Here is a 23,134-nt window from a genome sequence, read left to right on the forward strand (position 1 = left end):
TCACGCTCGCTCTTTGAGGTACTTCAAAGATGCCTGATAGGCGCGTTCGATGTGACCCTGGATCCCGGACGCGTTCCTGTAGCGGACCTGGGTGAGGTCGACTCCTGCCTTCTGCGTCCTGGCCCCGGCGGGCAGGACATGGACGTTCAGGCCCTCCGGGAGGTTCGCCATCTCCTCGAAGAACCGGTGCCGGCGCGCGATCTCGAACGCGACGAGGCCGACCTCCCAGGGCCGGCTCGGGGGCGCGAGGTCGCGCTCGATCCGGCCGACGTGCAGGACGTAGATGTCGGTGGCGCCGAGCATGACGGCCCGGCTGACCGGGATGCTGTGCACGAGGCCGCCATCGTAGTAGTGCCGCTCGCCCATCCGGACCGGTGGCAGCAGCCCCGGCGCGGCCGACGACGCGAGCACCGCCGGGATCAGCGGACCCTCGGTGAACCAGTGCGCCATCGCGGTCTCGATCCCGGCGGCGACGCACTGGAACGGGACCTCCAGGTCCTCGAACGAGGGGACGGGGAGCAGCTCGTCCAGCATGCGGCGCAGCGGCTCGTTGGAGTGCAGGTGCGTGCCGGACCGGGCGAGCCTCCACAGCCGGGCGAGGACGGGCGAGCCGAACACGTCGCGGACGGCCTCGTCCGACCACAGGCTGGTGAGCCGCTCGACCGCCGCGTCCGGCCCGGCCGCGACGAACACGCCGTTGAGCGCGCCGATCGAGGTCCCGACGACGAGGTCGGGGCGGACGCCGGTCTCCCGCAGCGCCCGGAGCATGCCGACCTCGTGCGCGCCGAGCACGCCGCCGCCCCCGAGGACGAACGCCGTCCGCGGTTCCCGTTCCACCCGGTCTCCCTTCGCGCTCCGCCCGTCGGGCGCTGGAGGCAGCCTCACCCATGGGAAGCGGGATAAACCGGGCCACCGACGGGCGGGGCGTGACCTGCGGAGCCGCGGCCGGCGGGGCCGGCCACCCGGGGGCGGCCGGCCCCGTGGACGCGGGTCAGTGGTGGACGCGGGTCTTCAGGCCGTAGCCGTAGGGGAACAGGGGCCGGTAGTCCCGGTCGCCGACGTTGATCGGCTCTTGGGCCTCGCTGCGCGGCCAGGTCACCGAGAGCTCGCCGGTGAACGGGCGCCTGCCGAACAGGACGTCCGCGACGCCGGCGCCCTCGCTGCCGGGCAGCCAGGACATGACGAACGCGTCCGTCTTCGCCAGCTGGTCGGTGACGATCTGCGGGCGCCCCGCGACGTCCAGGACGACGCAGGTCCTGATGGCGGAGCAGACCTTGTCGACGGCGGCCTTGTCGGCGTCGGACAGGTTCAGCGTGTGGCCGTTGCCGACGTCGCCGACGCCCTCGGCGTACGGCTTCTCGCCGACCACCACGATGCCGACGTCGTTACCGGCCGTCGGCGCCGACGCGTCCTGGCTGTAGGTGACCGCGGAGGAGTTCTGCCTGATGCCGTCCAGGATCGTCGTGCCCGGGATGATGTCGCCGGACGAGCCCTGCCAGGTGACCGTCCAGCCGCCGGCCTGGTTGCCGATGTCGTCGGCGTTGGCCCCGGCCACGTAGACGCGCTGGTTCCTGCGCAGCGGCAGCGCGTTCCCGGAGTTCTTCAGCAGGACCTGCGACTTGGCGACGGCCTCGCGGGCGACCGCGCGGTGCTCGGGCGACCCGATCGTCTCGGCGTTGCCGCGGTCGGTGTAGGGGTGCTCGAACAGGCCGAGCTCGAACTTCGCCTTCAGGATGCGGCTCACCGCGTCGTCGATCCGCGCCATCGGCACGCGGCCCGCCTGCACCTCCGCCAGCAGTGTCTGGACGAACTGCGGCGTGCTGTAGGGCTCCATGAACATGTCCATCCCGGCGTTCACGGACGTGCGGACCTGCGTGGCGTAGTCGCCCGGGATCTGGTGGATTGCCTCCCAGTCGCTGATGAGGAAGCCGTCGAACCCGATCTTCTTCTTGAGGACGTCGGTCAGCAGCTCCTTGTGCGCGCTCATCTTGACCGGGTTGCCGACGCCGTCCTCCTTCCAGTCCACGCTGGAGAACGACGGCATGATGCTGCCGACGCCGTACTTCTTGACCGCCACGACGTAGGGGGCGAGGTCGACCGCCGCGAAGTGCTTGCGGTCGGTGACGGTGACGCCCTGGTCGATCGTGTACGTCCCGCTGGTGGACGAGCCGAACACCGTGTCGCCGTCACCGGCGAAGTGCTTGGCCGTGGCCAGGACGTGACGGTTCGTGGCGAGGTCGCTCCTGCGCCGTCCCTCGAAGCCCTCCAGGCCGGTCTCCATCTGGACGACGAGGCGCGGGTCCTCGCCGAAGCTCTCGTAGGCGCGCCCCCACCGCAGGTCACGGGTGACGCAGACGCAGGGGGCGAACACCCACTGGGGTCCGGTCGCCTTCGTCTCGATGGCCGTGATCTGCTCCTCCCGGCGGACGAGGCCGGGGTCGCGGGTGGCGCCCATCGCGATGTTGTGCGGGAAGACGGTGGCGCCGACGAGGTTGTTGTGGCCGTGCACCGAGTCGACCCCGTACAGGAGCGGGATCTTCAGGCGGGTCGCCAGCGCCCTGGACTGGTAGGCGTCGACCATGTCCGCCCAGCCCGCGGGGGTGTTGTCGGCGGGCGTCGATCCGCCGCCGGAGAGCACCGACCCGAGGGCCAGGTTCGTGATCTGGTCCCGGTCGCCGTCGATGGCGCCGCGCTCGGCCTGCGCCATCTGGCCGATCTTCTCTTGCAGGGTCATGCGGCCGAGCAGGTCCTCCACCCGGTCCGCCGCGGGCAGCCGCGGGTTCAGGTACGGGGCGTCGCGGGGGGCGTCGGCGATGGCGGGCTGCGCCGCGAGGGCCGACGGAAGGGCGGCGATGGTCGCGAGCGCGACCAGTGGCCGCCCGATCCGGGTGGCGATGGCACGTGTGCGGGAGTGTGGCAACTCGTCCCTCCTGGGTCGCTCCGAAGGACGCCGCGCGGCCCGGCGGACCGCGCCCGGCCGGACGCCGGGGTCACGGCTCGCCCGGACGGCCATGACCCCTGCGCCGGCGACGTCACCTGGAACCTCCCCCGCCGCCGGGCGGCTGTCAATGGATCTTCACCGGCCCGGCAGCGGCCTTGTGGAAACATGGAAGAGGGCTTGACGGAAACTAAATTCACGAGTTGAATCATGGACCGAACAAAGCCGGTCGGACGGGTGGAAGGCGAGCGTGCCCCACCCGTCCGGCCGCTGTGCGTCCGGGACGCGCGCACCCGCTGGAACGTGCGGCAACTCCGGTCCCACTGGCCACACCCGGCCATCCGGCGTCCGCGCGGCGGCTTTCCGCCGCGGGCCCGCCGGAGCGGGTGCCCCGCCGGCCGGCGGGTGAGTATCGACCGGCGGGACGCTCCGCCATCCAGGGTGGCTCGAAATCAGGTCACGCGGAGGGACCGCCGCCCTCTCCGCGCTCCTCGCGGCGGGGGCCGCGGGCGCCGTCGTCGCGCGTGACCTCGATGCGCTCCTTGCGGAGTTCGCCGCGGACGGTCTGCTCGTCCTGCACCTGCTCGGTGCGGAGCCGGACGCGCTCGACCGGCACGGTCTCCTTGGAGATGACCGGGCGCTCCTCGTAAAGGATGATCTCCTGGTCCGCCTCGGCGATCGTCGCCTTGGGGTCCGGGCGGCCGCCGGCGATGGGCTCGCGGTCGATCCGGATCTCCTCGTGCGAGACGGGGATCGTCTGCTCGACCGTCTCGGTCTCGATCCACTTGCGCACCCGGACGCGGCCGGCCTCGTGCCGCTCGGTGCCGATGCGCATCTGCTCCTCGGACCGGGTGATCTCGGTCATCGGCGTCTCGGCGCCCTCGCGCGCCGACTGGGGCGGCATGGTCCGCCCGGCGCCCCGCTCGCCGGCCGTGCCGCGCTTGCCGCGCTCGGGGTGGACGGCCATCCCGGCGGCGCCCGCGGTGCCCGCCGTGCCCGCCGTGCCCGTGGTTGCGGCCGTTCCGGCGGAGCTCCTCGTCTCGGCGGCGCCCCGGGTGCCGGCGGTCTCGCTCGTCTCGGCGGTGCCCGTCGCGGCGGCCGTGCCGGCCGCGCCCGCGCTCTCGGCCGTCTCGGAGGTGCCCGTCTCCGAATCCGTCTCCCCGCCCGTGCGACGGCCGCCCGGGGGGCGCACTCCGTAGTGCCGGTAGAGGTCCACGATCTGCGCATGCGACAGGTGCTCGTCGGCGTCGACGTTCGGGGCGCCCTTGATCGTCTCCTTGTCGTACGGGACCTGCAGGGCGTCCTCGGCCTTGCGGGCCCCGGACAGCGGGACGAAGCTCTCACGCATCCCGAACCAGCCGGTGTGCACGGTCACCCACTCCGGGGAACCGGAGTCGTCGTTGAGGTAGACCTGCTTGACCGTGCCGACCTTCGTCCCGTTGGTGTCGGTCACGCTCATCCCCATGAGCTCCCGCACCTGTGTCTGCGTCTGCACTTGAGCACCTCCGCTTCCGTGAACGCTCCCGTACGGCGGGGGGCCGGGGGGAGGTGGAGCCCGCCACTCGGTAGCGGTGTTCAGTTGATCCCGAGTTGCCGCATTACCTGCTGCTTTTCCGGACACGGACGCCATAAACGCGTTTGCGAAGTTATGGAGAACGATTTACGACATATTTACGGCGACCCCCCTGCACCTCCTCGTACCTTTTCGGACATAAACCAACAAGCAACTCATGTGCGATCGACACCTTGGTCAATATGGTGATCATTTTATTCGCGCGCGGTTTTCCCCGCCCCGCTCCGCGCGAAGACTGCGAGAGACGTTCCCACACATCGGAGAACCGAAATGCGCGACTTTTCTCGGGCGGCCCGGCGGCCGTGGGCGGGGCCGGCCCCGCTGGCGGTCACGGCGGCGGCCACGGTGGCGGCGGCGGTGTCGGCCGCCCTGGCGTGCACGGCTTTCACGGGGGCCGGGGCCGCCGCGGTCCGGCGTCCGCCCACCTGGTGCAAGCCCGGCGGGACGCTCACCGCCCGCGCGATGCCGCAGAAGATCAAGATCGCCGACTGCGACCTGCGCGGCCGGGCGGTGCGCGGCGCGAACGGGCTCACGGCGACCGTCCCGTCCGACGGGACCTCCCTGATCGCCTACGCGCTGCGCACCGACGGCGCCGCCGAGCTGCGCATCCGGGTGGACTCCCGGGCGGGTGAGATCAGCATCGGCACGTACGGCGACCGGGTCCCGCAGGGCAGGCCGCGCCAGTTCCGGGCGCCGGCCGACGCGTGCCAGGACGGCGCCTACCGTCCCCAGCCCAGCAAGTGGCCGAAGAGAACCGCCGTCCGGTGGAGCTACTACGCCGGAACGGCCGGCCTGCCGAGGGACCCCATCGCCAGGGGCATCGCCGCCATGGCCGAGGCCCGCACCGACTGCACGGGCACGGGGCGCTTCACGCCTCCGCCGGACGTGACCGAGCGCTACGCCGGCCAGAGCAGCCGGCCCCCGAACGTGACGGGCGCGGCCGCCTGCGGGACCCGGGACCGGGCCAACACGTTCGGCTGGCTGGCCATGCCGAGCGCGGAGACCCCGGTCCTCGCGGCGACCTGCTCGTGGTTCTCCGGCTCGACGACGGTCGAGACGGACATGGCGGTGCAGGCGCGGGGCAAGCGGTGGTGGACCGGCGGGACCTGCCCGTCCGGGAGCTACTCCGCCGAGGCGGTCGCGGCGCACGAGGCGGGCCACGTGTTCGGCCTGTCCCACGTCGAGGGCGCCGAGCACCGCTCGCTCACGATGACGCCGTCCCTCGCGTCCTGCGACAACGGCCCCGCCACGCTCGGCAAGGGCGACTACGACGGACTGATCGCCCTCTACGGCGGACGCTGAGCGGCGCGAGCCGCACGCGCCGCCCCAGCGTCCCGCCGCGGAGCTCGGATGTGGAGCCGTATCAGAGGCGGAAGAGGCCGGACATGGCTCAGCGCCTGGAGTCGATCTTGCCGACCACGACGAGGCGGTGCCGGTCGGAACCCTTGGGCGTGCAGGTGACGAGCGTGAGGTACCTGCCGTGGGGCGCGCTGGCCCGCTTGAACGGCACCGGTTCCAGGGCCCGCCGGTCCCGGGGGTCGACGACGCGCTTGGTCCGCACCCGGTACACGTAGGATCTGCGGCCCACCCGCAGGACGATCCGGTCGCCGCGCCGCATCCTGTCGAGCTGGTAGAACGGGGCGCGCCAGGTCGTCCGGTGGCCGAGCAGGACGGTGTTGCCCACCTGCCCGGGGAGCGCCGTCCCCGGGTAGTGCCCGGCGCCGCGCCGCAGCACCGCCTCGCTGACACCCTGCCTGACGCCCATCTTCAGGCCCATCCGCTTGATCCGGATCTGCGCGATCACCGCGCCGGTCCGCGGCCGGGCCGCGGTGGCCGCCGCCGGCGCGGCGTGCGCCCCGGTCACGGCGCCGAGGACGGGCAGGGCGCAGCACGCGGCGAGAGCAACCGCGAACAGGGACTTTCGGTCGAGCATGGTTCCCCTCCATCGATCGGGGCTCTGCTGACACTGCTGACACTGCTGACATGGGAAGGGGCGGCACGTCTGCCGCCCCTTCTCCGCTGTTCATCGGCCGCGGATCGTCATCCAGGCCGACGCGGGCTCAGCGCAGGATCGGAGAGCCGAGGGTGACGGGCGCGTCCTTGCCCGCGGGGACCTTCGGGCCGATCTGACCGGGCTTGACGTCCACTCCGGGCACCTTCACGGCGCTCCTGAGCCCGTCCACGAACCCCTTGACGGCGGGCAGGGCGTCCGCGCGGCGGTAGTTCGGGGCGGTCTTCGGCGCGGTGTTCGCGATGCGGGAGCCTTCCGAGCGCATCGTCGAGGGCAGCTTCTTGTGCTTGGCGGCCGGACGGTGCTTGGACGGCTTGTACGGCTTCTTCTTCGGCGTCCGCAGGGTGGGCGGCAGCTCCTTGTGCCCGTGCCCCTCCTCGACGGTCGCCCCGCCCTTGCACTGCGCCTCCGCGAGGCCGAGCAGCGAGATGGCGTTGCCGCACACGTTGATCGGGGCCTTGATCGGGATGTAGGCCTGGGTGCCGTTCAGGGCGCCGAAGTTGCCCGCGCTCGTCATCTTCACGTTGTGGTCGCCGGTCCGCTTGACGGACGCGCCGCCCTTGCACGCGGCCTGCGCGGCGCCGAGCACGGCGACGGCGTTGCCGCAGACGTCGATGGGGATGCTGATCGGCGCGAACACCTGGGTGCCGTTCAGCAGCCCGAAGTTGCCGGCGCTCGTCATGTCGACGCCGTGGCCGCCGCCGTGGCCGCCGCCCCAGTCGCCGCCGCCCCAGTCGCCGGCCGTCCGGTAGGCCGAGCCGCCGGCGTGCCGGTGGTTGCTCTCCTTGACGGACGCGCCGCCCTTGCACTGGGCCCGCGAGAGCCCGGCGATCGCGATGGCGTTGCCGCAGACGTTGACGGGGATGCTGATCGGCGCGAACACCTGGGTGCCGTTCAGCAGCCCGAAGTTGCCGGCGCTCGTCATGTCGACGCCGTGGCCGCCGCCGTGGCCGCCGCCGTACGCGGCCTCGTCGGCGTTGGCCGGGACCGCGGTGGCGAAGGCGGCTCCGACGGCGAGGGCGCTCGCGGCCACCAGAGCGGCGCGGCCGGTGTTCCTGGACCAGATACGCATGATGTGTTGCTCCTGTCGGTTCTTTGCGAATCGGTGGTGATCGGTGGTGATCGCTGCGCTGCACCATCCGGGTGGGCGCAGGACTGGCAGTGGCCAGGCGCGGCCGTTGCCTTCCGGGAAAGATCGAGGTGAGGGCGGGCGGCGTGCGTCGCGCACGCGGCCGCCGTGAGCCGGCCGTTCAGGGCCGGGCGGGGGTTTCTAGTCGGGGACGACGGAGGGTCCGCCGGGCGCGGCCAGGTCGCGCAGCGCCGTACGGCGGAAGGGGCCCGGGTCCGCGGCGGACGGCGCCGCCGGGTACTGGCGGTTCAGCAGGTCGGCGACCGGGGCGAACGGATGCCCGCCCGCCGGGCCGCCGCCGCGCGGGCCGTCCTGACCGGACGGCAGCGCGGGACCGGGAGACGGAGTGCGGTGGTCGCCGCGGCAGCCCGTGCAAGGGTCGGTGCTCTCGTGCGCCGGTCCGCCCGCGGCCACCGTGAGCGGGACGGCGGCGGACCTGGCGTGCGCCTTGGCGACCGGCGCCGCCTCGGCCCGCGCCTGCTCGACGCCGTGCCGCGCCTGCGGCCCCCGCTGGACCCCGGGCATCGCGCCGTCGTCCAGGAGGGACTGCTGGTCCGTAACCCGGTGGACGAGCCCCCCGATGACGGGACGGGCCTGCAGGAGATCGGGAACCGGCACGGGCGGGATGCCTGCCTCGCCGGCCACGTCCCGCACCTGGCGGACTGCCCGGTCCTTGCCGTCGAGCACATCCTGCTGCCGCGCCCGGAGGTACCGGACAGGATGACCGCCGATCTCCCCCACACCGCCGGAGACGGCGTCAGGAACAGCGCCCGAGCCGAGCCCGGAACCAGAACCCGGAAGAGCTCCGGAACCAGAACGCGTCCCAACTCCGGCCACCGCGCTCGGAACAGAGCCCGAGACGGCATCGGGAAGAGCCCCCGAGACGCCGCTGACCGGAGACGCAGAGTGCCGAACCTCCCGCTCGCGACCACCCCGCCCGTCGTAACGAACCTGCCCGTCGCGACCGGCCTGCCCGTCGTGGTGGGCCTGCCCGTCGTGGTGGGCCTGCCTGTCGGGGCGGGCCTTTCGGTCGGGGCGGGTCTGCTTGCCGTGGTGGGGCCGGCCGTCGTGGTCGGTGGTGAGGTGGCGGATCGCGGCCGTGGCGTCCAGGTTGGCGACGCGCGGGGCCTGGTCGAGCAGACCGCGGTCGTTCCGCGCCGCGTCCGGGCCGGCGGCGGGCCGCTCGGCGGCGAAGGCGGAGTGGGTCAGCGCGGAGAGCGTGAGCCATCCCGCGAACGCGAAGCCGGCAATGGCGACCAGGCGCACCAGAACGGAAGGGAGGGCGTGCCGAGGCCGACCCTGCGGGCGCTCGGCCCCGCGCTGGATCGGTTCGGTGTGCACAGCCGCTTCCCCTCGTCCCGTGGCCGTGTTTCAGGCCGCTTTCCGGTCCCGGTCGTTCCGGTCGGCATGAACGTAGCACCGCGACGGAACCGATCAAGGAGCCATTGCTTCAGTTCCCGCCGTGTCTCCCCATCATTTACCGTTGCATTAATCTGGCTTTTATCGCGGCCGGTTTCCCGGCACTCGCCGCCCTTTTTGCCAGGCTCTGGCTTTTTGTCGAGACGCACGCGCTTTCTTCGGGGTGCCGGTGCCCTGGCGGGACCGGCAGGGACGCCCGTATGCCTGGCGGCCGGGAGAAGCATGGCGGACGGTATCGGTGCGCTACATTCGGTGAACAGGCGGTCACTCTTGGCCGTCCAGCGAGGAGCCTGCGATGATCGATCCCTCGTCCGCGATGGCGCGCCTGCTGCCCGCGCGTTCCCAGCGCCCCCGGCGCGAGACCCGCCGGTTCGTCACCCGCGCCGACGCAGACCTGATCATGCTCTCCGCCGTTTCCACCGCTCAGGAGTCGACGCCCGCGCGCGGCCGGCGCGGCGCGTGGACGCTCTACTCGCGCCTGCAGTGGTCCGTGGCCGTCGCCAAGGCCGAGCGCGCGCGCCGCCGGGCGCGACCGCCCTGGGTGTGACGACCGGCCGGTCCCGGAGAACCGGAAGCCGGCGGGCGCCCTGGGGCGCGCCGCCGGCTCGGAGGAGGATTCTTCACCGCTGGGAGGACGTTCCCGGCTCCAGAAAGCCGGACGGCCGGCCGGCCGGCACCCGCACGCGCGGCGTCCGCCGGACGATGTGGTGCGCGATCCGCCGCGCGGCGAAGTCGGCGCCGTGCACGAACCGCATGACCGGGCCGAAGGTGGAGGCGGCGGCGAGGCCGGCGAAGTAGAGGCCGGGCGTGGACGCCTCGAAGTCGCGGCTGAGCACCGGCGCGCCGAGCCGGGTCGTGATGCGGTCGCGCAGCTCGGGCGCGAGCAGGCTGAGCCGCTCGACGTCCGGGACGAAGCCGGTGGCGGCGATGACGTGCTCGACCTCCGTGACGAGGCGGCGCCCCTCGTGGTCGGTGGTGGTGAGGGCGACGCCGTCGTCCTGCTCGACGGCCTTGGCGAGCAGGCGCCCCGTCGAGACGCGGATCCGCTCGTCCAGCCGGTCGCGCAGCCACCACGCTCCCGCCGGCGGGAGCGTCTCGCGGACGATCCGCCGCCGGGTCCGCTCCGGCAGGTACCGGACGAGCCCGGGCCGCTCCGCCCACAGCCACGTCCGGTAGCCGGTGCCGAGCCCGGACCTCGGGCCCTGCCGCAGCATGGTGCGCGGCGACCGGCGCTCCTCGGGGACGGTGTTCCAGTCCAGGACGCGCCGCCGGGCGATCAGGTGCGGCCGCGCCCCCGCGTCGGCCAGCAGCACCGCCGTCTCCAGCGCGGACTGCCCGGCGCCGACGACCGCGACCTCCTTGCCCGCGAACAGGCCGAGGTCGCTGTGGGCGCTGCTGTGCGAGACGAGCCAGGACGGCATGCCCGTCAGCTGCTCCGGGATGTGCGCGAACGGCCCGACGCCGACCGCGACGACGACCGCGCGCGCCGCGATCGCCTCCCCCGAAGACAGCGAGACGCGGTAGCCGCCCGCGACGCCCTGCTCGACGTTCACGACCTGCCCGTCCTCGGTCCCCGGGACGGCCTCGGAGGCGAACCAGCGCCCGTACTCCACGAACGTCTCCAGCGGGATGGGCTGCCCGACCCGCCATCCCGGGTGGCGGTCGGTGAACCGCAGCCCCGCCTGGGGCGCCCCGAGGTCGGAGGCGAACGGCTCGGACTTGAGGTACATGCCGAGCGGCATGTTCGCGTCCCAGAACCGCATCGGCTCGCCGATGATCCGGACGTCGAGTCCGAGGTTCTGCAGGTAGGCCGCGGTCGACAGGCCGTAGGGCCCGGCGCCCGCGATGACGACGTCGCTGGCCGAGTCGCTCATGTTCGATTCCCCCCGTGTGTGCGTGTTGTTACCTGGTGCGGAGCCGTTCGACCGCGCGGAGCGCGCTGCGCCGCCCCATGGCGAGGAAGGGCTGCAGGTCGTCGCGCGCGTACCAGGCGAACTCGTCGGCCTCCCGCAGCGGGCGGAGGGTCTCCCGCAGCGGGGGCAGCCGCGTCCAGAGCCGCGGTGTTCCGGGACGCGACGGCGTCACATGGCGCGGGCGCCGGGCCGACCGCGCGAGGTAGTGGTTCTCCACGAGCAGGTTGCGGCCGGGCGCGGGGCGCGCGGCCGGGACGGGCCGGCCCGACTGGTGCAGGTGCAGGACGCGGGCGAGGTCGAGGCCGTCCCGGTCGGTGAACAGCCGGAACTGCGCCCCGATGCGGGGGTTGAAGTCCAGCAGGTGGTGGACGCCGCCGCCCGCGTCGAACCGGAAGTCGAGGTCGACGAGGCCGCGGCAGCCGAGCAGCCGGACGATCCGGAGCGCGAGGCGTTCGAGCTCGGGGCTGGCGATCCACTCCCCCGCGACCGTGTGCCCGGCCTGCGGCGGGTGCGCGAGGTGCTTGCGGCCGGTCCCGCCGAACAGGCAGTCGCCGTTGCCGTCGAAGTAGCCCTGGAAGAACCAGTCGCCGCCCGCGGGCGGGATGCGCCGCTGCAGGATGAGCGGCCCCGCGCCGCCGTCCGCGCCGCCGTCCGCGCCGCCGTCCGGGGTGCGGTCGCGGGTGGCGGCGAACAGCCGGTGCAGCTCGCCGAGCGTGGGCACCAGCGTGGTGCTGCGCATTCCGGGGCGCATCCGCCACGGCCGCGCCCACTTGGCGATCAGCGGCAGCCCGAGCGCGGCGGCGGCCTCGTCGACGTCGGCGGCCGACTCCGGCGTCAGGCTCGGCGGGCATGGGAGGCGGTGCCGTCGGCACGCCTCCAGCAGCCGGGCCTTGTCGGCGACGCCGCGGGGGACGCCGGGGTCCTGGCGGGGGAAGACGAAGTGGGGTTCGAGGCCGTCCGCGTGCTCGGCGACGAAGATCGCTCCCGCGTCGTCCATCGGGACGAGGAGCGCGGGGCGGCCGATGCCCTCAGCGATGGTCCGCAGGTGGGCGAGCAGTTCGTCCGGCCGTTCGGCGGGCGGGCCCCAGGGGTGCCCCCGGTACAGGTAGCGGGAGCGGGACGAGGGATTGCCGCGCCCCTCAAGGATCGCGTGCACGGGGACCCCGGCGCGGCCGAGGCTGCGGATCGCCGCCAGGGTGCCGTGGTGGAAGAGGTTGCGGTCGGTGCGCAGCAGCAGGACGGGAAGGCCCGGGTCGAGGCGCACGCTGGAGGGCTGGGCGGCCCGCAGCCGACTGTCGAGGAACATTCGTTCAGGCCCATTCACTCATATCGCGGCGCACGGCACCCCTTCCCCACGGTAAATTTTCACATTTCCACCCGGCCGGCTTTTTCGCGGCGGGTCCCCGAGGGCATACGATACGCATGCGAGCTGCGAATATCCATTCGGCAGGACGGTCGTTGGAACCCCGGCGGAAAAGGTCGCCGTTCTGGTGTCCGCTCCCTCCTATTCTGGCCGCATCCGTGGTGTTGTTCGCCCTCATGGCGTCGGCACTGGTGACGTGGCAGCAGCCCCGGGCAATTCACCGATGGACGGCACATGTGCCGTTGGGGGCGTTTCTGGGATCGGGTCCGGAGGGCGTGGCGCGGGTGGCCCGCTTCGAGCGCTGGCTCGGCTCGACCGTGACGGTCGGTCGCACCTATCTGCCGGGCGACGACTGGGGGGCGATCGAGGGACCGCGCGGGATGCTGGCCGCGTGGGCGCACTGGAAGGCCGCCGACCAGCGCCGCATGCTCGTGGTCAACGTCCCGATGATGGCGCCGAACGAGGCGGGGATCCCGGTGCCGGTGCTGGCCTCGCTGCTGCGCGGCGGCGCCCGCGGCACGTTCGACGGCCACTACCGGACGCTCGCCGGCCGGCTGGTCTCCCTGGGCGCGGGCGACGCGGTCATCGTCCTCGGCTGGGAGATGAACGGGGAGGTCTACGCCGGGCGGTGCGCCCCGGATCCGTCCGCGTGGAGGGCGTATTGGCGCAGGATCGTCGGCACCATGCGCGCGGTGCGGGGCGCGCGTTTCCGTTTCGATTTCGCTCCGTCGCGGGGGCCGGACGCGATCCCGTGGACGGACTGCTATCCAGGTGACGACGTCGTCGACATCGTCGGGTCCGACAGTTATGACCAACCCGAGGGAAAGTCATTCCAGGATTTCGTTGAAGAGCCGTACGGTCTGCGCGAGCAAGCCGAGTTCGCGACCGCGCACGGCAAGCCGCTGTCGTTTCCTGAATGGGGCCTGTTTCGCAATTCCGACAATCCCGCCTATGTCCGGGGGATGCACGACTGGATCATGTCGCACGACGTCGTCTACCAGTCGATCACCGACTACTGCCCGCACGGGGTCTGGTCGTGCGGCGGAGGCAACCCTCGCTCCTCCGCCGCCTACCGGGAGTTGTTCGGCGGCGTGACCGCCCCGTCGCCGCCGGGCAAGGGCCCGTTCACCCCCACACCGGCCACCTCCGCACCGGCCGCCTCGGCGGCCCCGGCACCGGCGGTTCCGGCGCCCTCACCTGCGGCTCCCTCACCCGCAGGGCCCTCACCCGCAGCGCCGTCCGTCGAACCGTCGATCGAGCCGCCCGCCATGCCTCCCGCCGGGCCGGTGACGCCCCGGAGGCCGCCGTGGACGGGGCCGCCCGCCACCGCCCGCGGGTCCACCAGGGCCTCCGCGGGGGTCTCCCCGAACCCGGCGACGTCGCGGGTGACGGCCGCGAGCAGCGCCACCGTCCGGCCGATGTCGTAGGCGGCGGACGCGGCCGCCGCCGCGCGCCCCTCCCGCTCGGCGATCCCGGGGAACAGCAGCCGCCCGGCCATCTCCTCGGCGAGCGCGGCGGGATCCTCCATGGGCACCAGCGCGCCCAGCCCCGGGCGGACGACCTCGGTGATGCCCGGGATGTCCGTCCCGACGAGGGGGCGGCCGGTGGCCAGCGCCTCCAGAGCGGTCAGCGGCAGGCCCTCCCAGCGGGACGGCAGCACGACGAGGTTGGACGCCGAGAGCCAGTCGCGCGGGTCCTCCACGGCCGGGACGAACCGGACCCCGGCCACCCGCTCGCGGCGCAGCCGGTCCAGGTCCTCGCCGTCCCCGACGATGGCGAGCTGGGCGGAGGGGCAGCGCGCGGTGACACCCGGCCACGCCGCGACCAGGACGTCCTGCCCCTTCTGCCGGGTCAGCCGCCCGACGCACACCGCGAGCGGCACGGCCGCCTCCAGGCCGAGCCGGGTCCGGGCGGCGAGGCGCGCGGCGGCGTCGGCGGGCGTGAACCGGTGCCGGTCGACGCCGTTCCGGACGAGCCGGTACGGCCCGCGCACGCCCGCGCGCATGCCCTCGCGCAGCTCGCCGATCCCGACGCAGACCAGGGCGTCGCTCCAGCGGGCGCCGGCGCGCTCCCACAGGCGGCTGAGGGCGTCCAGCCGCCCGGTGGCGGCGAGCCACGACCAGCCGTGCGGCTGGAAGATCGTGGGCGTGCCGCGCGGGCGGCGCAGCAGCCGGCCGGCCAGGCCCGCCTTCGAGGAGTGCAGGTGGACCACGTCCGGGGCGAAGCCCTTCACCAGGCGGCGGAGGCTGAGCGCCTCCAGCAGGGTGCGGGGTCCCGGGGCGCGCCCGGCGTCCCAGTTGAGCCAGGGCACGCCCGCCGCCATGCACCGCTCGGGCAGGTCGCCGCCCGGCGGGCAGGCGACGGCCACCTCCCAGCCGCGCCGCCGCTGGTCGCCGGCCGCCTGCCCGACGTAGACGGCGACCCCGCCCGCGTTCGGCTGGCTGACGTGCAGGATGCGCAGCGGGGTGTCGTCCCGCGGGTCAGTCATGGAGCAGGGGGGACGCGATCCCGGACAGGCCGGCGTGCGCTCCCGGCCCCCCGCGCCGCCGCTCCGCCAGGTAGGCGCGGGTCCGGGCGAGCCCGGCGTAGGCGGCGGCCGAGGCGGTCCGTCCGAGGATAATCCGCTCGTTCCGGACGGGCGTCGGCCGCCACTTCAGCTTGTACGGCTCGTCCCCGCGCAGGAGGCTGACGCCCTGGCGGTCCCGGTCCCGGGCGAGGGCGAGGTCCTCGCGCAGCATCATCAGCGAGACGTCGACGCGGGACCGCAGGTCCGGAAGCGCCCCGTACAGGTAGGCGCCGACGTGCCGGTGCCCGATCAGGACGAGGTCGCTGGCGACCAGCCGGTCGTCCCACCGGTACTGCAGGACGGCGGCGCGCCCGTCGCGGACCATCCCGGTCGCCGCCTCGGCGAGGTGGCGGCGGAACCGCCCGCGGGTGTGCTCGGGGTTGATCGGACGGCCCCGCCACTGCCGGGCGTGCAGGTCGAGCAGCGCGTGCACGGCGTCCGGGACGCGGTCCGCGGGAACCCTCTCCGCCGTGATGCCGCGCACGTCGATCTTGCGGAGCTTGGCGCGCATCTTCCCGGCGGTACGGCGCGGGAGCCGGTCCAGGACGGCGTCGATGCCGGCGTCCCCGTCGCCGGCCGGCAGTTCGAGGCACACCGAGGACGGCGTCCGCCACGCCCGGCGCGGCCACTGCGCCGCCACCAGGTGCGCGGCCGAGCCGGGCCGGACCTCCCGCAGGTCGAGCGCGCACCATCCGCGCTCGTCCAGCAGGGCCCGGGCGAGGTGCCGGACGGCGCCGTCGGTGTAGTCCGGGTCGAGGAGGACGTCGGTGAAGTCGCTCTGGTCCGCGGAGATCGGGACGAGCACCGGGAACCCGTGCCGCACGCCCGCCGCCATCGGCGCCGCCGCGACGAGCCGGCCGCGGCACCGGACGGTGGCGAGGCGGAGCCGCCCGCGCGTCCCGTACCAGCCCCACCAGGACTTGATCCACTCGTACGCCTGGAAGGGCGTCGCGGCCGGGCTGCGGTCGTAGAGGTCGCGCAGGTCGTCGGCCAGGGCGATGAGGGCCTGCTCGTCCCGGTGCACCTCGGCCGACCACTCGGCGGAGGCGCTCGACGAGGCGGCCGGCCGTGCGGCCGGCCGGCCGGACGGCACGGTCACGGTCACGAGCCCACCTCCACGCGGCCGGTGTGGACGGGACCGGGGACGGCGGCCGTGTCCGCCGCCGTGCCCGCCGCCGTGCCCGCCGTCGTGCCCGCCGTCGTGCCCGCCATCGAGGGGATGCGGCCCCTCTCCCGCCGGCCGGCCGGCCCGCGCCGTCCGCTCGTGACGGCGGCGGCGAGCCCGGCGAGCAGGACTCCGGACGCGGTGCCGACGGCGACGCCGAGCGGCAGGTTCGGCGACGACGGCGCGGCGGGCGGCTCGGCGAGCGTCATCAGCGCGACGCGGACGCCGGTGTCGGAGCGGTGGGACGTCCCGTACCGCACGAGCGCGTCGGCGGCGGCGTTGGCGAACGCGGCGGCGTCGCGGGCCGTCCGGCCGCTCCCGGCGAGCTTGATCAGCGGGGTGTCCGGCGAGGTGGACGCCTGGATGTGCTCGCGGGTGGAGCCGTTCCCCCCGTCCGGCAGCGGGAGCGAGGAGTAGGCGAGGGTCTCCGGGAGCGGCGCGAGCCGTCCGAACGCCTGCGCGAAGCTGACCGCCGCCGGGCCGGACCGGCCCTCCCCGGACTCCACGACCAGGACGAACGCCGTCGCGGTGTAGGTGGTGGGCGCGAACAGCGCGTAGCCGAGCCCGCCGAGGAGCCCGGCGAGCACGAACGCGATGGGCGGCCCGAAGCGCCGCGCGGTCACGGTGATCCGACCGCGCAGGCGCCGGGCGGCCGGGCCGACCCGGCCGGCCCGCCGCACCGACCTCGGCGGTCTCGGCGGCCTCCTCCTGGCGTCACGTCGCTGCATCATGAGCCCTTTCTCGTGTCGGTTCGGCCCCGCCGGCGAACGGCTCGGGGCGGTAGAGCCGGGCGAGCTCGGCGGCCCGCTCGGCGACGGCGTAGCGGGCGACGGCGGGCGGCACCCGCGTCCGGTCCCGGGGTTCGCGCAGGACACGCCCGAGTTCGGCGCTCCAGACCCCGGCGTCGGAGGGCAGGCGGCGCGCGTCCGGGGCGTCGCCCGGCGGGAGGCAGTCGAGGGCTGGGCAGGCGGTGTAGCGGACGGGCAGCCCGGCGGCCAGCCCCTCCAGGACGCCGAGCCCGAACGTCTCCTGGACGGACGGCGCGGCGAGCACGTCCACGGCGGCGAGGACGCCGGCGACGTCCGACGTCGCCCCGGCGAAGAGCACGCGGCCGGAGACGCCGCGCTCGTGCGCCAGCCGGACGAGCGCGTCCCGCGCCGGACCCGCGCCGACCAGCAGCAGCCGGACGCCGTCCAGCCGCGCGACCGCCTCGACCAGCAGGTCGAACCGCTTGGTCGGGACGAGCCGGCCGACGCCGCCGACGACGGGCTCGTCCCGGCCGATCCCGAGGCGGCGGCGCGTCGCGGCCCGGCGGGCCGGGTCGAACGCGAAGGCGGCCGCGTCGACGCCGTTCGGGATGACGACGATCCGGCCGGGGCGCACGCCCCAGGCGCGGAGCCGGGCGGCGACGGCGGGCGACACCGCGACGGTGGCGGACCCGAGCCGCTCGGTCGCCCGGTACAGGGCCCGGACGCCGCGCGTCGTGGCCCGCCCCTCGATGTGGCCCTCGCCGAGCGAGTGCTCGGTGGCGATGACGCGGGGCGCCCCGGCGATGCGCGCGGCGATCCGGCCGTACACGCACGCCCGGTAGAGATGGGTGTGGACGACGTCGTACCGCCCCCGGCGGATCAGCCGGGCCAGCCGGGGCAGCGCCCCGAGGTCCCGGTTGCCGCGCATCCCGATCTCGTGGACGGGCACGCCCGAGCGGCGGATCTCCGCGCCGACCGCGCCGCCCCGGGTCAGGGTCGCGACCTCGCAGGACACCGGCAGGTGGCGCAGCAGCAGCGCGAGCTGGCGTTCGGCGCCGCCGTGCTCCAGCCCGGTGATGACGTGCAGGACCCGGGTCACACGCGGCTCCTCCGGCGCAGCTCGTGGCGGGCGAGCTTGACGCGCAGCCGCAGCGGCCCGTCCCGGTCGCCGACGTAGGTGCGCGGCAGCGCGTGCCGTCCCGGCTCCTCGGGGCGGATGTCGCACGCGTAGTCGTATCCGGCGGCGCGCACGGCCTCGACCTCGCGGGCGGTGGCGTGCCCGTAGGGGTAGGCGAAGCCCGTGACGGGGCCCTCGACGAGCTCCTCCAGGACGGCGCGGCTCTCCTCCAGCTCCTCGCGCAGCTCGGTGTCGTCCGTCTCAGGGAGCGAGACGTGGTGGCGGCCGTGCGAGGCGACCTCCATCCCGACGCCCGCGACGGCGCGGATCTGCTCGGCCGTCATGAGCGGTTTGCGCGGGCCGTCGTCCCAGGCGTTGTAGGTGCCGATCCGCCCGGTCACGACGAACACCGTCCCGCCGAACCCGTACCGCACCAGCGCCGGGACGGCCCGGGTCGCGAAGTCGGCGTACCCGTCGTCGAAGGTGAGCCCGACCAGGCCGCGGGCCCGTCCGGCGGCGTGCGCGTCCAGCAGCTCGCGCATGCCGACGCCGCGCAGGCCGCGCGCCCGCATCCACGCCATCTGCCGCCCGAACCGCGCCGGCGACACCGTCACCAGGTGCGGGTCCTCATCGAAGTGGTCGACCGAGTGGTACATCAGCACCGGCGGCGCGTGCCGGATGCCCTCGGCCGTCCGCGCCGGCCCCGGCGGCCGGGCCGGTTCGGTCAGATGAGTCGGTTCTGTCGGCTTGCTCACTGCTGTCCCCCGATTCGGTGCGGCCGCGCCGGTGGCGCCCACCGAGCGGCCGTGTGGCGATCCATGGAGCGAGGAGGCCGGGTCCCGCCAGGACGGCGAGGACGGCGAAGGCGGCGGCGACCGCGAGCCCGCCGACCGCCAGGCGGGCGAGCACCGGCGCGTCCAGGGCCCCGGCGGCGAGCATCCCCGCCGCGCAGGCCCCCGCGGCGGCGAGCACGAGCCGCGACACGTCGGCGGCGATCCGGCGCAGCGGGACGGGCGCGACCCCGCGCCGCAGCCCGAGCAGCATCAGGACGGCGGCGAGCGTGATCCCGGCGGCGTTCGCGGCGGCCAGCGCGAGGGTCCCGGCGGACGCGGCGAACGCCCCGCCGATCGCCGCCGTGACGGCCAGGCCCACGGCGAGCACGGCCGCCGGGCGCCAGGTCGGCTTCCTGCGCGCGAAGAACGCGCGGGCGGCGAGGCCGACCGCCATCTGCCCCCACAGGCCGAGCGCGTACACGCGCAGGATGGCCGCGGTGCTCGCGGTGTCGGCCGAGGTGAACTCGCCGTGCTCGAACAGGACCCGGATGACGGCCGGCGCGCACGCGATCAGGAACGCGGTCGCGGCCAGCACCATCGCGCTGGCGACGGCGAGGTCCTGCCGGATGCGGCGGGCGACCTGCGCGGTGTCCCCGTCCGCCGACGCGCGGGCGAGCCTCGGGAACGTCACCGTCACGATCAGCAGCGACAGCACCATCGGCACCTGCGCGACCTTCTGCGCGTAGTTCAGGTGCGAGATCGACCCGGCGGCCAGCCCGGCCCCGAGGAACCGCTCCACGAACACCTGCGACTGCCGCGTGACCGTGTAGACGACGATGGGGGCGATGGCCGCCAGACCGAGCCGCGCGTCCACGCTCCCGGACGGCGCCGCGTCCGGCTCCCCGGGCGCGTCCCGCAGGCAGCGGAGGAACGCCGGGAGCTGCACCGCGACCATCAGGAAGCTGCCGGCGGCGACGCCGATCGCCGCGCTGGTGATGCCGGCCGCGCCGGACAGGCCCGCGATCAGCGCGAGGATGCCGACGTTGTAGGCGAGGTAGATGGCGGCGGGCGGCCCGAACCGGTGGTGGGCGCGCAGCGTCGCGCTCATGAAGCCCGCGACGCCGAACGTCACGACGGTGACCGCGGTCAGCCGGACGCACTGGACGGCCGGCCCCTGCTCGGCCAGTCCGGGCGCGAGGACGTCCACCACGGCGGGCGCCGCGACCGCGAGCGCGCCGGTGATCACCGACAGGCCGAGCACCATGCGGGGCAGGGCCGTGCCGACGAGGGGGCGCAGGCCGTCCCCGCGCGCGAGGAGCCGCGTGACGACGGGGACCATGAGCAGCGCCATGGCGTCCTCGATCAGCAGCGGCGAGACGGTCTCGGGGATCGTCCAGGCGACGAGGAACGCGTCCGTGCTGCCGCTGGCGCCGAACAGGTCCGCCATGACGAGGTCGCGCAGGAACCCCAGCCCGGTGCCCGCCGCGATGAGCACCCCCGACACCATCGCGGCCCGTCCCACGGAGCTGACGGCCCGCTCCTGCGGGCGACGCTCGCAGCGCTCGGTCACGGCGTCCTCCCGCAGGGGGACGCCGCGGCCGGAGAGGCGCCGGCCGCCCCGAACGCGCGTGCCGCCGTGAGGCCGAGGATGACGCCGACGAGCGCGCACGTGGGCCCGCCCAGGTCCGCGTACAGGAAGTTGATCAGCAGGAAGGCCAGCAGCGCGACGCTCGCCAGCCAGTACGGGTCGCGGGGGTCGCGGCGCCTCCACAGCCCGGCGACGACCGTGGCGAGCAGCGCGGCGAACCCGGCGAGGCCCACCGCGCCCTGCTCGGACAGGAACAGCAGGTACTCGTTGTGCGGCGAAAGGAGCGGCTGCCGCACGTACCCGTTGACGGGGTCCGCGGTCTCGCTGCCGGACGACAGCTCGATCGTGGCGTAGGTGTCGCGGTAGGCCGGGAAGTTCTTCACTCCGACGCCGGTGGCCGGATGGTCCTCCCAGATCCGGACGGCGGCGGTCCACAGGTTGTACCGGTCGTCCACGGACTGGTCCGGGTGGCTGACCGAGCCCACCGTCGACTTCGCGCGCTCCACGACGGCCTGCGATCCGCCGCCCGCGGCGCCGAGCAGGACGAGCATCAGCGCGCCGCAGCAGGTCAGCACCTTGACGGCCGTCCACCGGTCGAACAGCACCAGGGTGAGGACGGCGGCGGCGCCGAGCGCGATCCACGTCCCGCGGCTGAGCGCGAGCGCCAGCGCGGCGCCCATGACGGCGATCCCGGCGAGCGCGGACGGGACGGCCGCGGCGCCGTGCGCGGGCGCCGTCAGCGCGAACGCGGTCAGCACGAGGAACGCGAACCCGACGACGATCGACATGGCCATCACGTCGAGCGCGCCGAACGTCCCGACCGCGCGGATGTTCTGGCCGCCCATCGACGCGCCGTTCCCGGTGACCGCCTGCCAGATCCCGTACACCGCCTCCGCGAGACCGAGGCCGAGCACCGACCAGCAGACGGTGGCGAGGTCGCGCCGGTCCCGGACGAGCACGACCACGGCGAGCGGCACCAGCACGAAGACCTGGAGGTCGCGGACGAACCCGGCGAGGCTGGAGCCGATGTCGGCCGAGTGCACGGTGCTGATCCCGAGCGCCGCGACCAGCGGCCCGAACGCCGGCAGGACCCGGCGGGGCAGCCGCGCCCTACCCGCGACCAGCATCCCGACCGCGACCAGCACGAGCACGGCGCTGACGACGTCCCCGGCCGTGACCTGCGTGCCGGGCCCGAACGCCTGCGCGCCCGGCGGGATCCCGGCGCACGCCACGGTCGCCGCGACCAGAAGGCTCGGGTGCCTCGGCAGCGGCCTCGCCAGGAGGGGGGCGGCGACGGCGGGCGCCGTCATGCGGCGTCTCGCAGGAGCATCGCCCGCGCCGTCAGCAGCAGGATCTTCAGGTCGCCGGTGAACGACCAGTGGTCGATGTAGTGGTTGTCGAGCCTCGCCCGAAGCTCGATGGAGGTGTCGCCCCGGAACCCGTGGATCTGCGCCCAGCCCGTCATCCCGGCAGGGACGCGGTGCCGCGCCACGTAGCCGGGGCAGGTGCGGGAGAACTGCTCCACGAAGTGCGGCCGCTCCGGGCGCGGCCCGACGAGGCTCATGTCGCCGCGGATGACGTTCCACAGCTGCGGGAGCTCGTCCAGCGACGTGGCGCGCAGGAACCGGCCGACCCGGCCCATCCGCTCGTCGTTCTTGACGGTCCAGCGGGTGTCGGCCTCCTGCTCGTCCGCGGGCTTCAGCGTCCGGAACTTCAGCAGGACGAACTTCCCGCCGCCGAGCCCGATCCGCCGCTGCCGGAACAGCACGCCCGGGCCGCCCTCGGCCCGGACGGCGGCCGCGCACGCCGCGAGCAGCGGCGACGCGAGCACCAGGACCAGGGACGCCACGACGACGTCGAGCAGCCGCTTGGCGCAGCGGGCCGCCGGGTCGCGCAGCCCCCACTCGACCCGCGCGCACGGCAGCCCGGCGAGGTACTCGCGCCGCCCGGGCACGACCGGGACGACGTCCGACGGCGGCTGGACGAGCAGCGTCTCGCAGGGCAGCCCGAACGACGTCCGCAGCACCGCGTCCAGCCGGTCGGGCGGCACGTCCTCGGCGACGACGACCAGCGTCTCGATCCCGTGCGCCGCGACGATCGACGGCAGGTCGGAGATCTCCCCGAGGACGGGCGCCGCACCCGGAGGCCCGTCCGGGCCTCCCGCGGACACCTGCCCCGCCACCGCGAGTCCGAGGTCGCCGCGCTCGCGCAGGACGTCCAGGACGTGGGCGGCGGTACCGCCCGTCCCGACGACCAGCGCGGAGCGGGCCCGGGACCGGCGGCTCCGGTACGTCCGGACCATCGCGTTCACGAACCCGCGCGTGCCGAGCTGCACCGTCCCGCACAGGGCCGCCGTCCACAGCCAGGCCGGGGCGTCCGCCCGCAGCAGTGCCGCGATCCCGCAGACGAACAGCGTGCGGAGCAGCAGCGGCGGCGCGTCGGCGAGCAGGGACGGGGCGCGGCGCGCCCGGTACAGTCCGCCCGCGCCGTTGAGCGCGACGACCGTCAAGGCGGCGAGGCCCGGCAGGGCGCCGCCCCCGGTGAGGGAGACGGCGGCGGCCATCGTCCAGCCGTCCAGCACGGCGAGGCCCAGCGGGCACAGCCCGGCCGGCATCCGCGTCCTTCGCGGAGCGACCGGCCGGCCGCCCGCCGAAAGGAGTTCCGGAGGAGCCGCGCCGGAGTCGACGGAGAAACTCAGCCCCTGCGTTCTCATCGCGCGTCCCCTTCACAGACAAGCACCTTGCGGGGCCGTCGCAGGCGGCCACGGATCAGCATCGCACCTGGTCAGAGCACAAATCGCCGCTTTTAACCGGGGCCGCCGCAGTCTTGA

At 74.6% G+C, this 23,134-nt stretch carries 18 protein-coding genes and 1 pseudogene; 3 read left to right on the plus strand and 16 right to left on the minus strand.

What is annotated here, in order from left to right:
* From CHC11_RS28980 to CHC11_RS28990, 3 genes are all read right to left on the minus strand, one after another.
* Entirely contained in the window at nt 1-837 is an 837-nt protein-coding gene (locus CHC11_RS28980; RefSeq protein ID WP_089315025.1) for a patatin-like phospholipase family protein, read from the minus strand.
* Nucleotides 838-991: 154 nt separating this feature from the next.
* Nucleotides 992-2,920, minus strand: coding sequence for a glycoside hydrolase family 3 protein (locus CHC11_RS28985; RefSeq protein WP_218826295.1), 1,929 nt, complete (start codon nt 2,918-2,920; stop codon nt 992-994).
* Nucleotides 2,921-3,395: 475 nt separating this feature from the next.
* Nucleotides 3,396-4,433 carry a PRC and DUF2382 domain-containing protein gene (locus CHC11_RS28990; protein ID WP_179279059.1) on the minus strand — a complete coding sequence of 346 codons (1,038 nt, stop codon included), beginning with the start codon at nt 4,431-4,433 and terminating at the stop codon, nt 3,396-3,398.
* A 348-nt stretch (nt 4,434-4,781) separates the two neighbouring features.
* On the opposite strand from CHC11_RS28990, the gene CHC11_RS28995 reads away from it, so the two are divergent.
* Entirely contained in the window at nt 4,782-5,813 is a 1,032-nt protein-coding gene (locus tag CHC11_RS28995) for a matrixin family metalloprotease (protein ID WP_089315028.1), read from the plus strand.
* An 88-nt stretch (nt 5,814-5,901) separates the two neighbouring features.
* Here CHC11_RS28995 and CHC11_RS29000 read toward each other — a convergent pair whose 3' ends face one another.
* The 3 genes from CHC11_RS29000 to CHC11_RS41660 form a co-directional block, all read right to left on the minus strand.
* A complete protein-coding gene (locus CHC11_RS29000; protein WP_089315029.1) occupies nt 5,902-6,444 on the minus strand; it encodes a class E sortase in 543 nt (180 codons plus the stop codon).
* 127 nt (nt 6,445-6,571) lie between these two features.
* Complete coding sequence (locus tag CHC11_RS29005) at nt 6,572-7,594, minus strand: chaplin family protein (RefSeq protein ID WP_089315030.1); 1,023 nt, start codon at nt 7,592-7,594, stop codon at nt 6,572-6,574.
* A gap of 198 nt (nt 7,595-7,792) precedes the next feature.
* On the minus strand, nt 7,793-8,992 hold the full coding sequence (locus tag CHC11_RS41660; protein WP_089315031.1) for a hypothetical protein: 1,200 nt from the start codon (nt 8,990-8,992) through the stop codon (nt 7,793-7,795).
* Nucleotides 8,993-9,365: 373 nt separating this feature from the next.
* On the opposite strand from CHC11_RS41660, the gene CHC11_RS29015 reads away from it, so the two are divergent.
* Nucleotides 9,366-9,617: a hypothetical protein gene (locus CHC11_RS29015; RefSeq protein WP_089315032.1), complete on the plus strand. Its 252-nt coding sequence runs from the start codon at nt 9,366-9,368 to the stop codon at nt 9,615-9,617.
* 73 nt (nt 9,618-9,690) lie between these two features.
* Here CHC11_RS29015 and CHC11_RS29020 read toward each other — a convergent pair whose 3' ends face one another.
* A complete protein-coding gene (locus CHC11_RS29020; RefSeq protein ID WP_089315033.1) occupies nt 9,691-10,944 on the minus strand; it encodes an NAD(P)-binding domain-containing protein in 1,254 nt (417 codons plus the stop codon).
* Nucleotides 10,945-10,972: 28 nt separating this feature from the next.
* Nucleotides 10,973-12,289, minus strand: a complete 1,317-nt coding sequence (locus tag CHC11_RS29025; RefSeq protein ID WP_089315034.1) for a carboxylate--amine ligase — start codon at nt 12,287-12,289, stop codon at nt 10,973-10,975.
* A 659-nt stretch (nt 12,290-12,948) separates the two neighbouring features.
* Here CHC11_RS29025 and CHC11_RS43975 point away from each other — a divergent pair.
* Nucleotides 12,949-13,131, plus strand: a pseudogene (locus CHC11_RS43975) (glycosyl hydrolase family 26); the annotation flags it as partial.
* 284 nt (nt 13,132-13,415) lie between these two features.
* Here the strand turns inward: CHC11_RS43975 and CHC11_RS29030 are convergent.
* From CHC11_RS29030 to CHC11_RS29065, 8 genes are read right to left on the minus strand one after another with little or no spacing between them, the layout of a single operon-like run.
* Nucleotides 13,416-14,834 carry a glycosyltransferase gene (locus tag CHC11_RS29030; RefSeq protein WP_218826296.1) on the minus strand — a complete coding sequence of 473 codons (1,419 nt, stop codon included), beginning with the start codon at nt 14,832-14,834 and terminating at the stop codon, nt 13,416-13,418.
* Complete coding sequence (locus CHC11_RS29035) at nt 14,827-16,017, minus strand: GNAT family N-acetyltransferase (protein WP_089315035.1); 1,191 nt, start codon at nt 16,015-16,017, stop codon at nt 14,827-14,829. The genes CHC11_RS29030 and CHC11_RS29035 overlap by 8 nt, the downstream gene beginning before the upstream one ends.
* On the minus strand, nt 16,014-16,808 hold the full coding sequence (locus CHC11_RS29040) for a hypothetical protein (RefSeq protein ID WP_143227359.1): 795 nt from the start codon (nt 16,806-16,808) through the stop codon (nt 16,014-16,016). Before CHC11_RS29040 ends, CHC11_RS29035 begins: the two co-directional genes overlap by 4 nt.
* Nucleotides 16,792-17,925 carry a glycosyltransferase gene (locus CHC11_RS29045; protein ID WP_089315037.1) on the minus strand — a complete coding sequence of 378 codons (1,134 nt, stop codon included), beginning with the start codon at nt 17,923-17,925 and terminating at the stop codon, nt 16,792-16,794. Before CHC11_RS29045 ends, CHC11_RS29040 begins: the two co-directional genes overlap by 17 nt.
* On the minus strand, nt 17,922-18,599 hold the full coding sequence (locus tag CHC11_RS29050) for a polysaccharide deacetylase family protein (RefSeq protein ID WP_089315226.1): 678 nt from the start codon (nt 18,597-18,599) through the stop codon (nt 17,922-17,924). Before CHC11_RS29050 ends, CHC11_RS29045 begins: the two co-directional genes overlap by 4 nt.
* Nucleotides 18,571-20,286, minus strand: coding sequence for a lipid II flippase MurJ (locus CHC11_RS29055; RefSeq protein WP_245919902.1), 1,716 nt, complete (start codon nt 20,284-20,286; stop codon nt 18,571-18,573). Before CHC11_RS29055 ends, CHC11_RS29050 begins: the two co-directional genes overlap by 29 nt.
* Nucleotides 20,283-21,614 carry an O-antigen ligase family protein gene (locus CHC11_RS29060; protein WP_089315038.1) on the minus strand — a complete coding sequence of 444 codons (1,332 nt, stop codon included), beginning with the start codon at nt 21,612-21,614 and terminating at the stop codon, nt 20,283-20,285. The genes CHC11_RS29055 and CHC11_RS29060 overlap by 4 nt, the downstream gene beginning before the upstream one ends.
* The gene (locus tag CHC11_RS29065; RefSeq protein ID WP_179279060.1) at nt 21,611-22,918 is read right to left on the minus strand and encodes an exopolysaccharide biosynthesis polyprenyl glycosylphosphotransferase; all 1,308 of its coding nucleotides are present in this window, start codon (nt 22,916-22,918) and stop codon (nt 21,611-21,613) included. Before CHC11_RS29065 ends, CHC11_RS29060 begins: the two co-directional genes overlap by 4 nt.
* Between the last annotated feature and the right edge of the window lie 216 nt (nt 22,919-23,134).

The sequence above is a fragment of the Actinomadura mexicana genome, from assembly GCF_900188105.1.
Classification (GTDB): domain Bacteria; phylum Actinomycetota; class Actinomycetes; order Streptosporangiales; family Streptosporangiaceae; genus Spirillospora; species Spirillospora mexicana.

Excerpts from the sequence above, each read along its gene's own strand:
- CHC11_RS28995 (WP_089315028.1), top strand. The coding sequence starts at position 4,782 with ATGCGCGACTTTTCTCGGGCGGCCCGGCGGCCGTGGGCGGGGCCGGCC.
- CHC11_RS29000 (WP_089315029.1), bottom strand. The coding sequence starts at position 6,444 with ATGCTCGACCGAAAGTCCCTGTTCGCGGTTGCTCTCGCCGCGTGCTGC.
- CHC11_RS29005 (WP_089315030.1), bottom strand. The coding sequence starts at position 7,594 with ATGCGTATCTGGTCCAGGAACACCGGCCGCGCCGCTCTGGTGGCCGCG.
- CHC11_RS29015 (WP_089315032.1), top strand. The coding sequence starts at position 9,366 with ATGATCGATCCCTCGTCCGCGATGGCGCGCCTGCTGCCCGCGCGTTCC.
- CHC11_RS29020 (WP_089315033.1), bottom strand. The coding sequence starts at position 10,944 with ATGAGCGACTCGGCCAGCGACGTCGTCATCGCGGGCGCCGGGCCCTAC.
- CHC11_RS29025 (WP_089315034.1), bottom strand. The coding sequence starts at position 12,289 with ATGTTCCTCGACAGTCGGCTGCGGGCCGCCCAGCCCTCCAGCGTGCGC.
- CHC11_RS29030 (WP_218826296.1), bottom strand. The coding sequence starts at position 14,834 with ATGACTGACCCGCGGGACGACACCCCGCTGCGCATCCTGCACGTCAGC.
- CHC11_RS29040 (WP_143227359.1), bottom strand. The coding sequence starts at position 16,808 with ATGATGCAGCGACGTGACGCCAGGAGGAGGCCGCCGAGACCGCCGAGG.
- CHC11_RS29050 (WP_089315226.1), bottom strand. The coding sequence starts at position 18,599 with ATGTACCACTCGGTCGACCACTTCGATGAGGACCCGCACCTGGTGACG.
- CHC11_RS29060 (WP_089315038.1), bottom strand. The coding sequence starts at position 21,614 with ATGACGGCGCCCGCCGTCGCCGCCCCCCTCCTGGCGAGGCCGCTGCCG.
- CHC11_RS29065 (WP_179279060.1), bottom strand. The coding sequence starts at position 22,918 with ATGCCGGCCGGGCTGTGCCCGCTGGGCCTCGCCGTGCTGGACGGCTGG.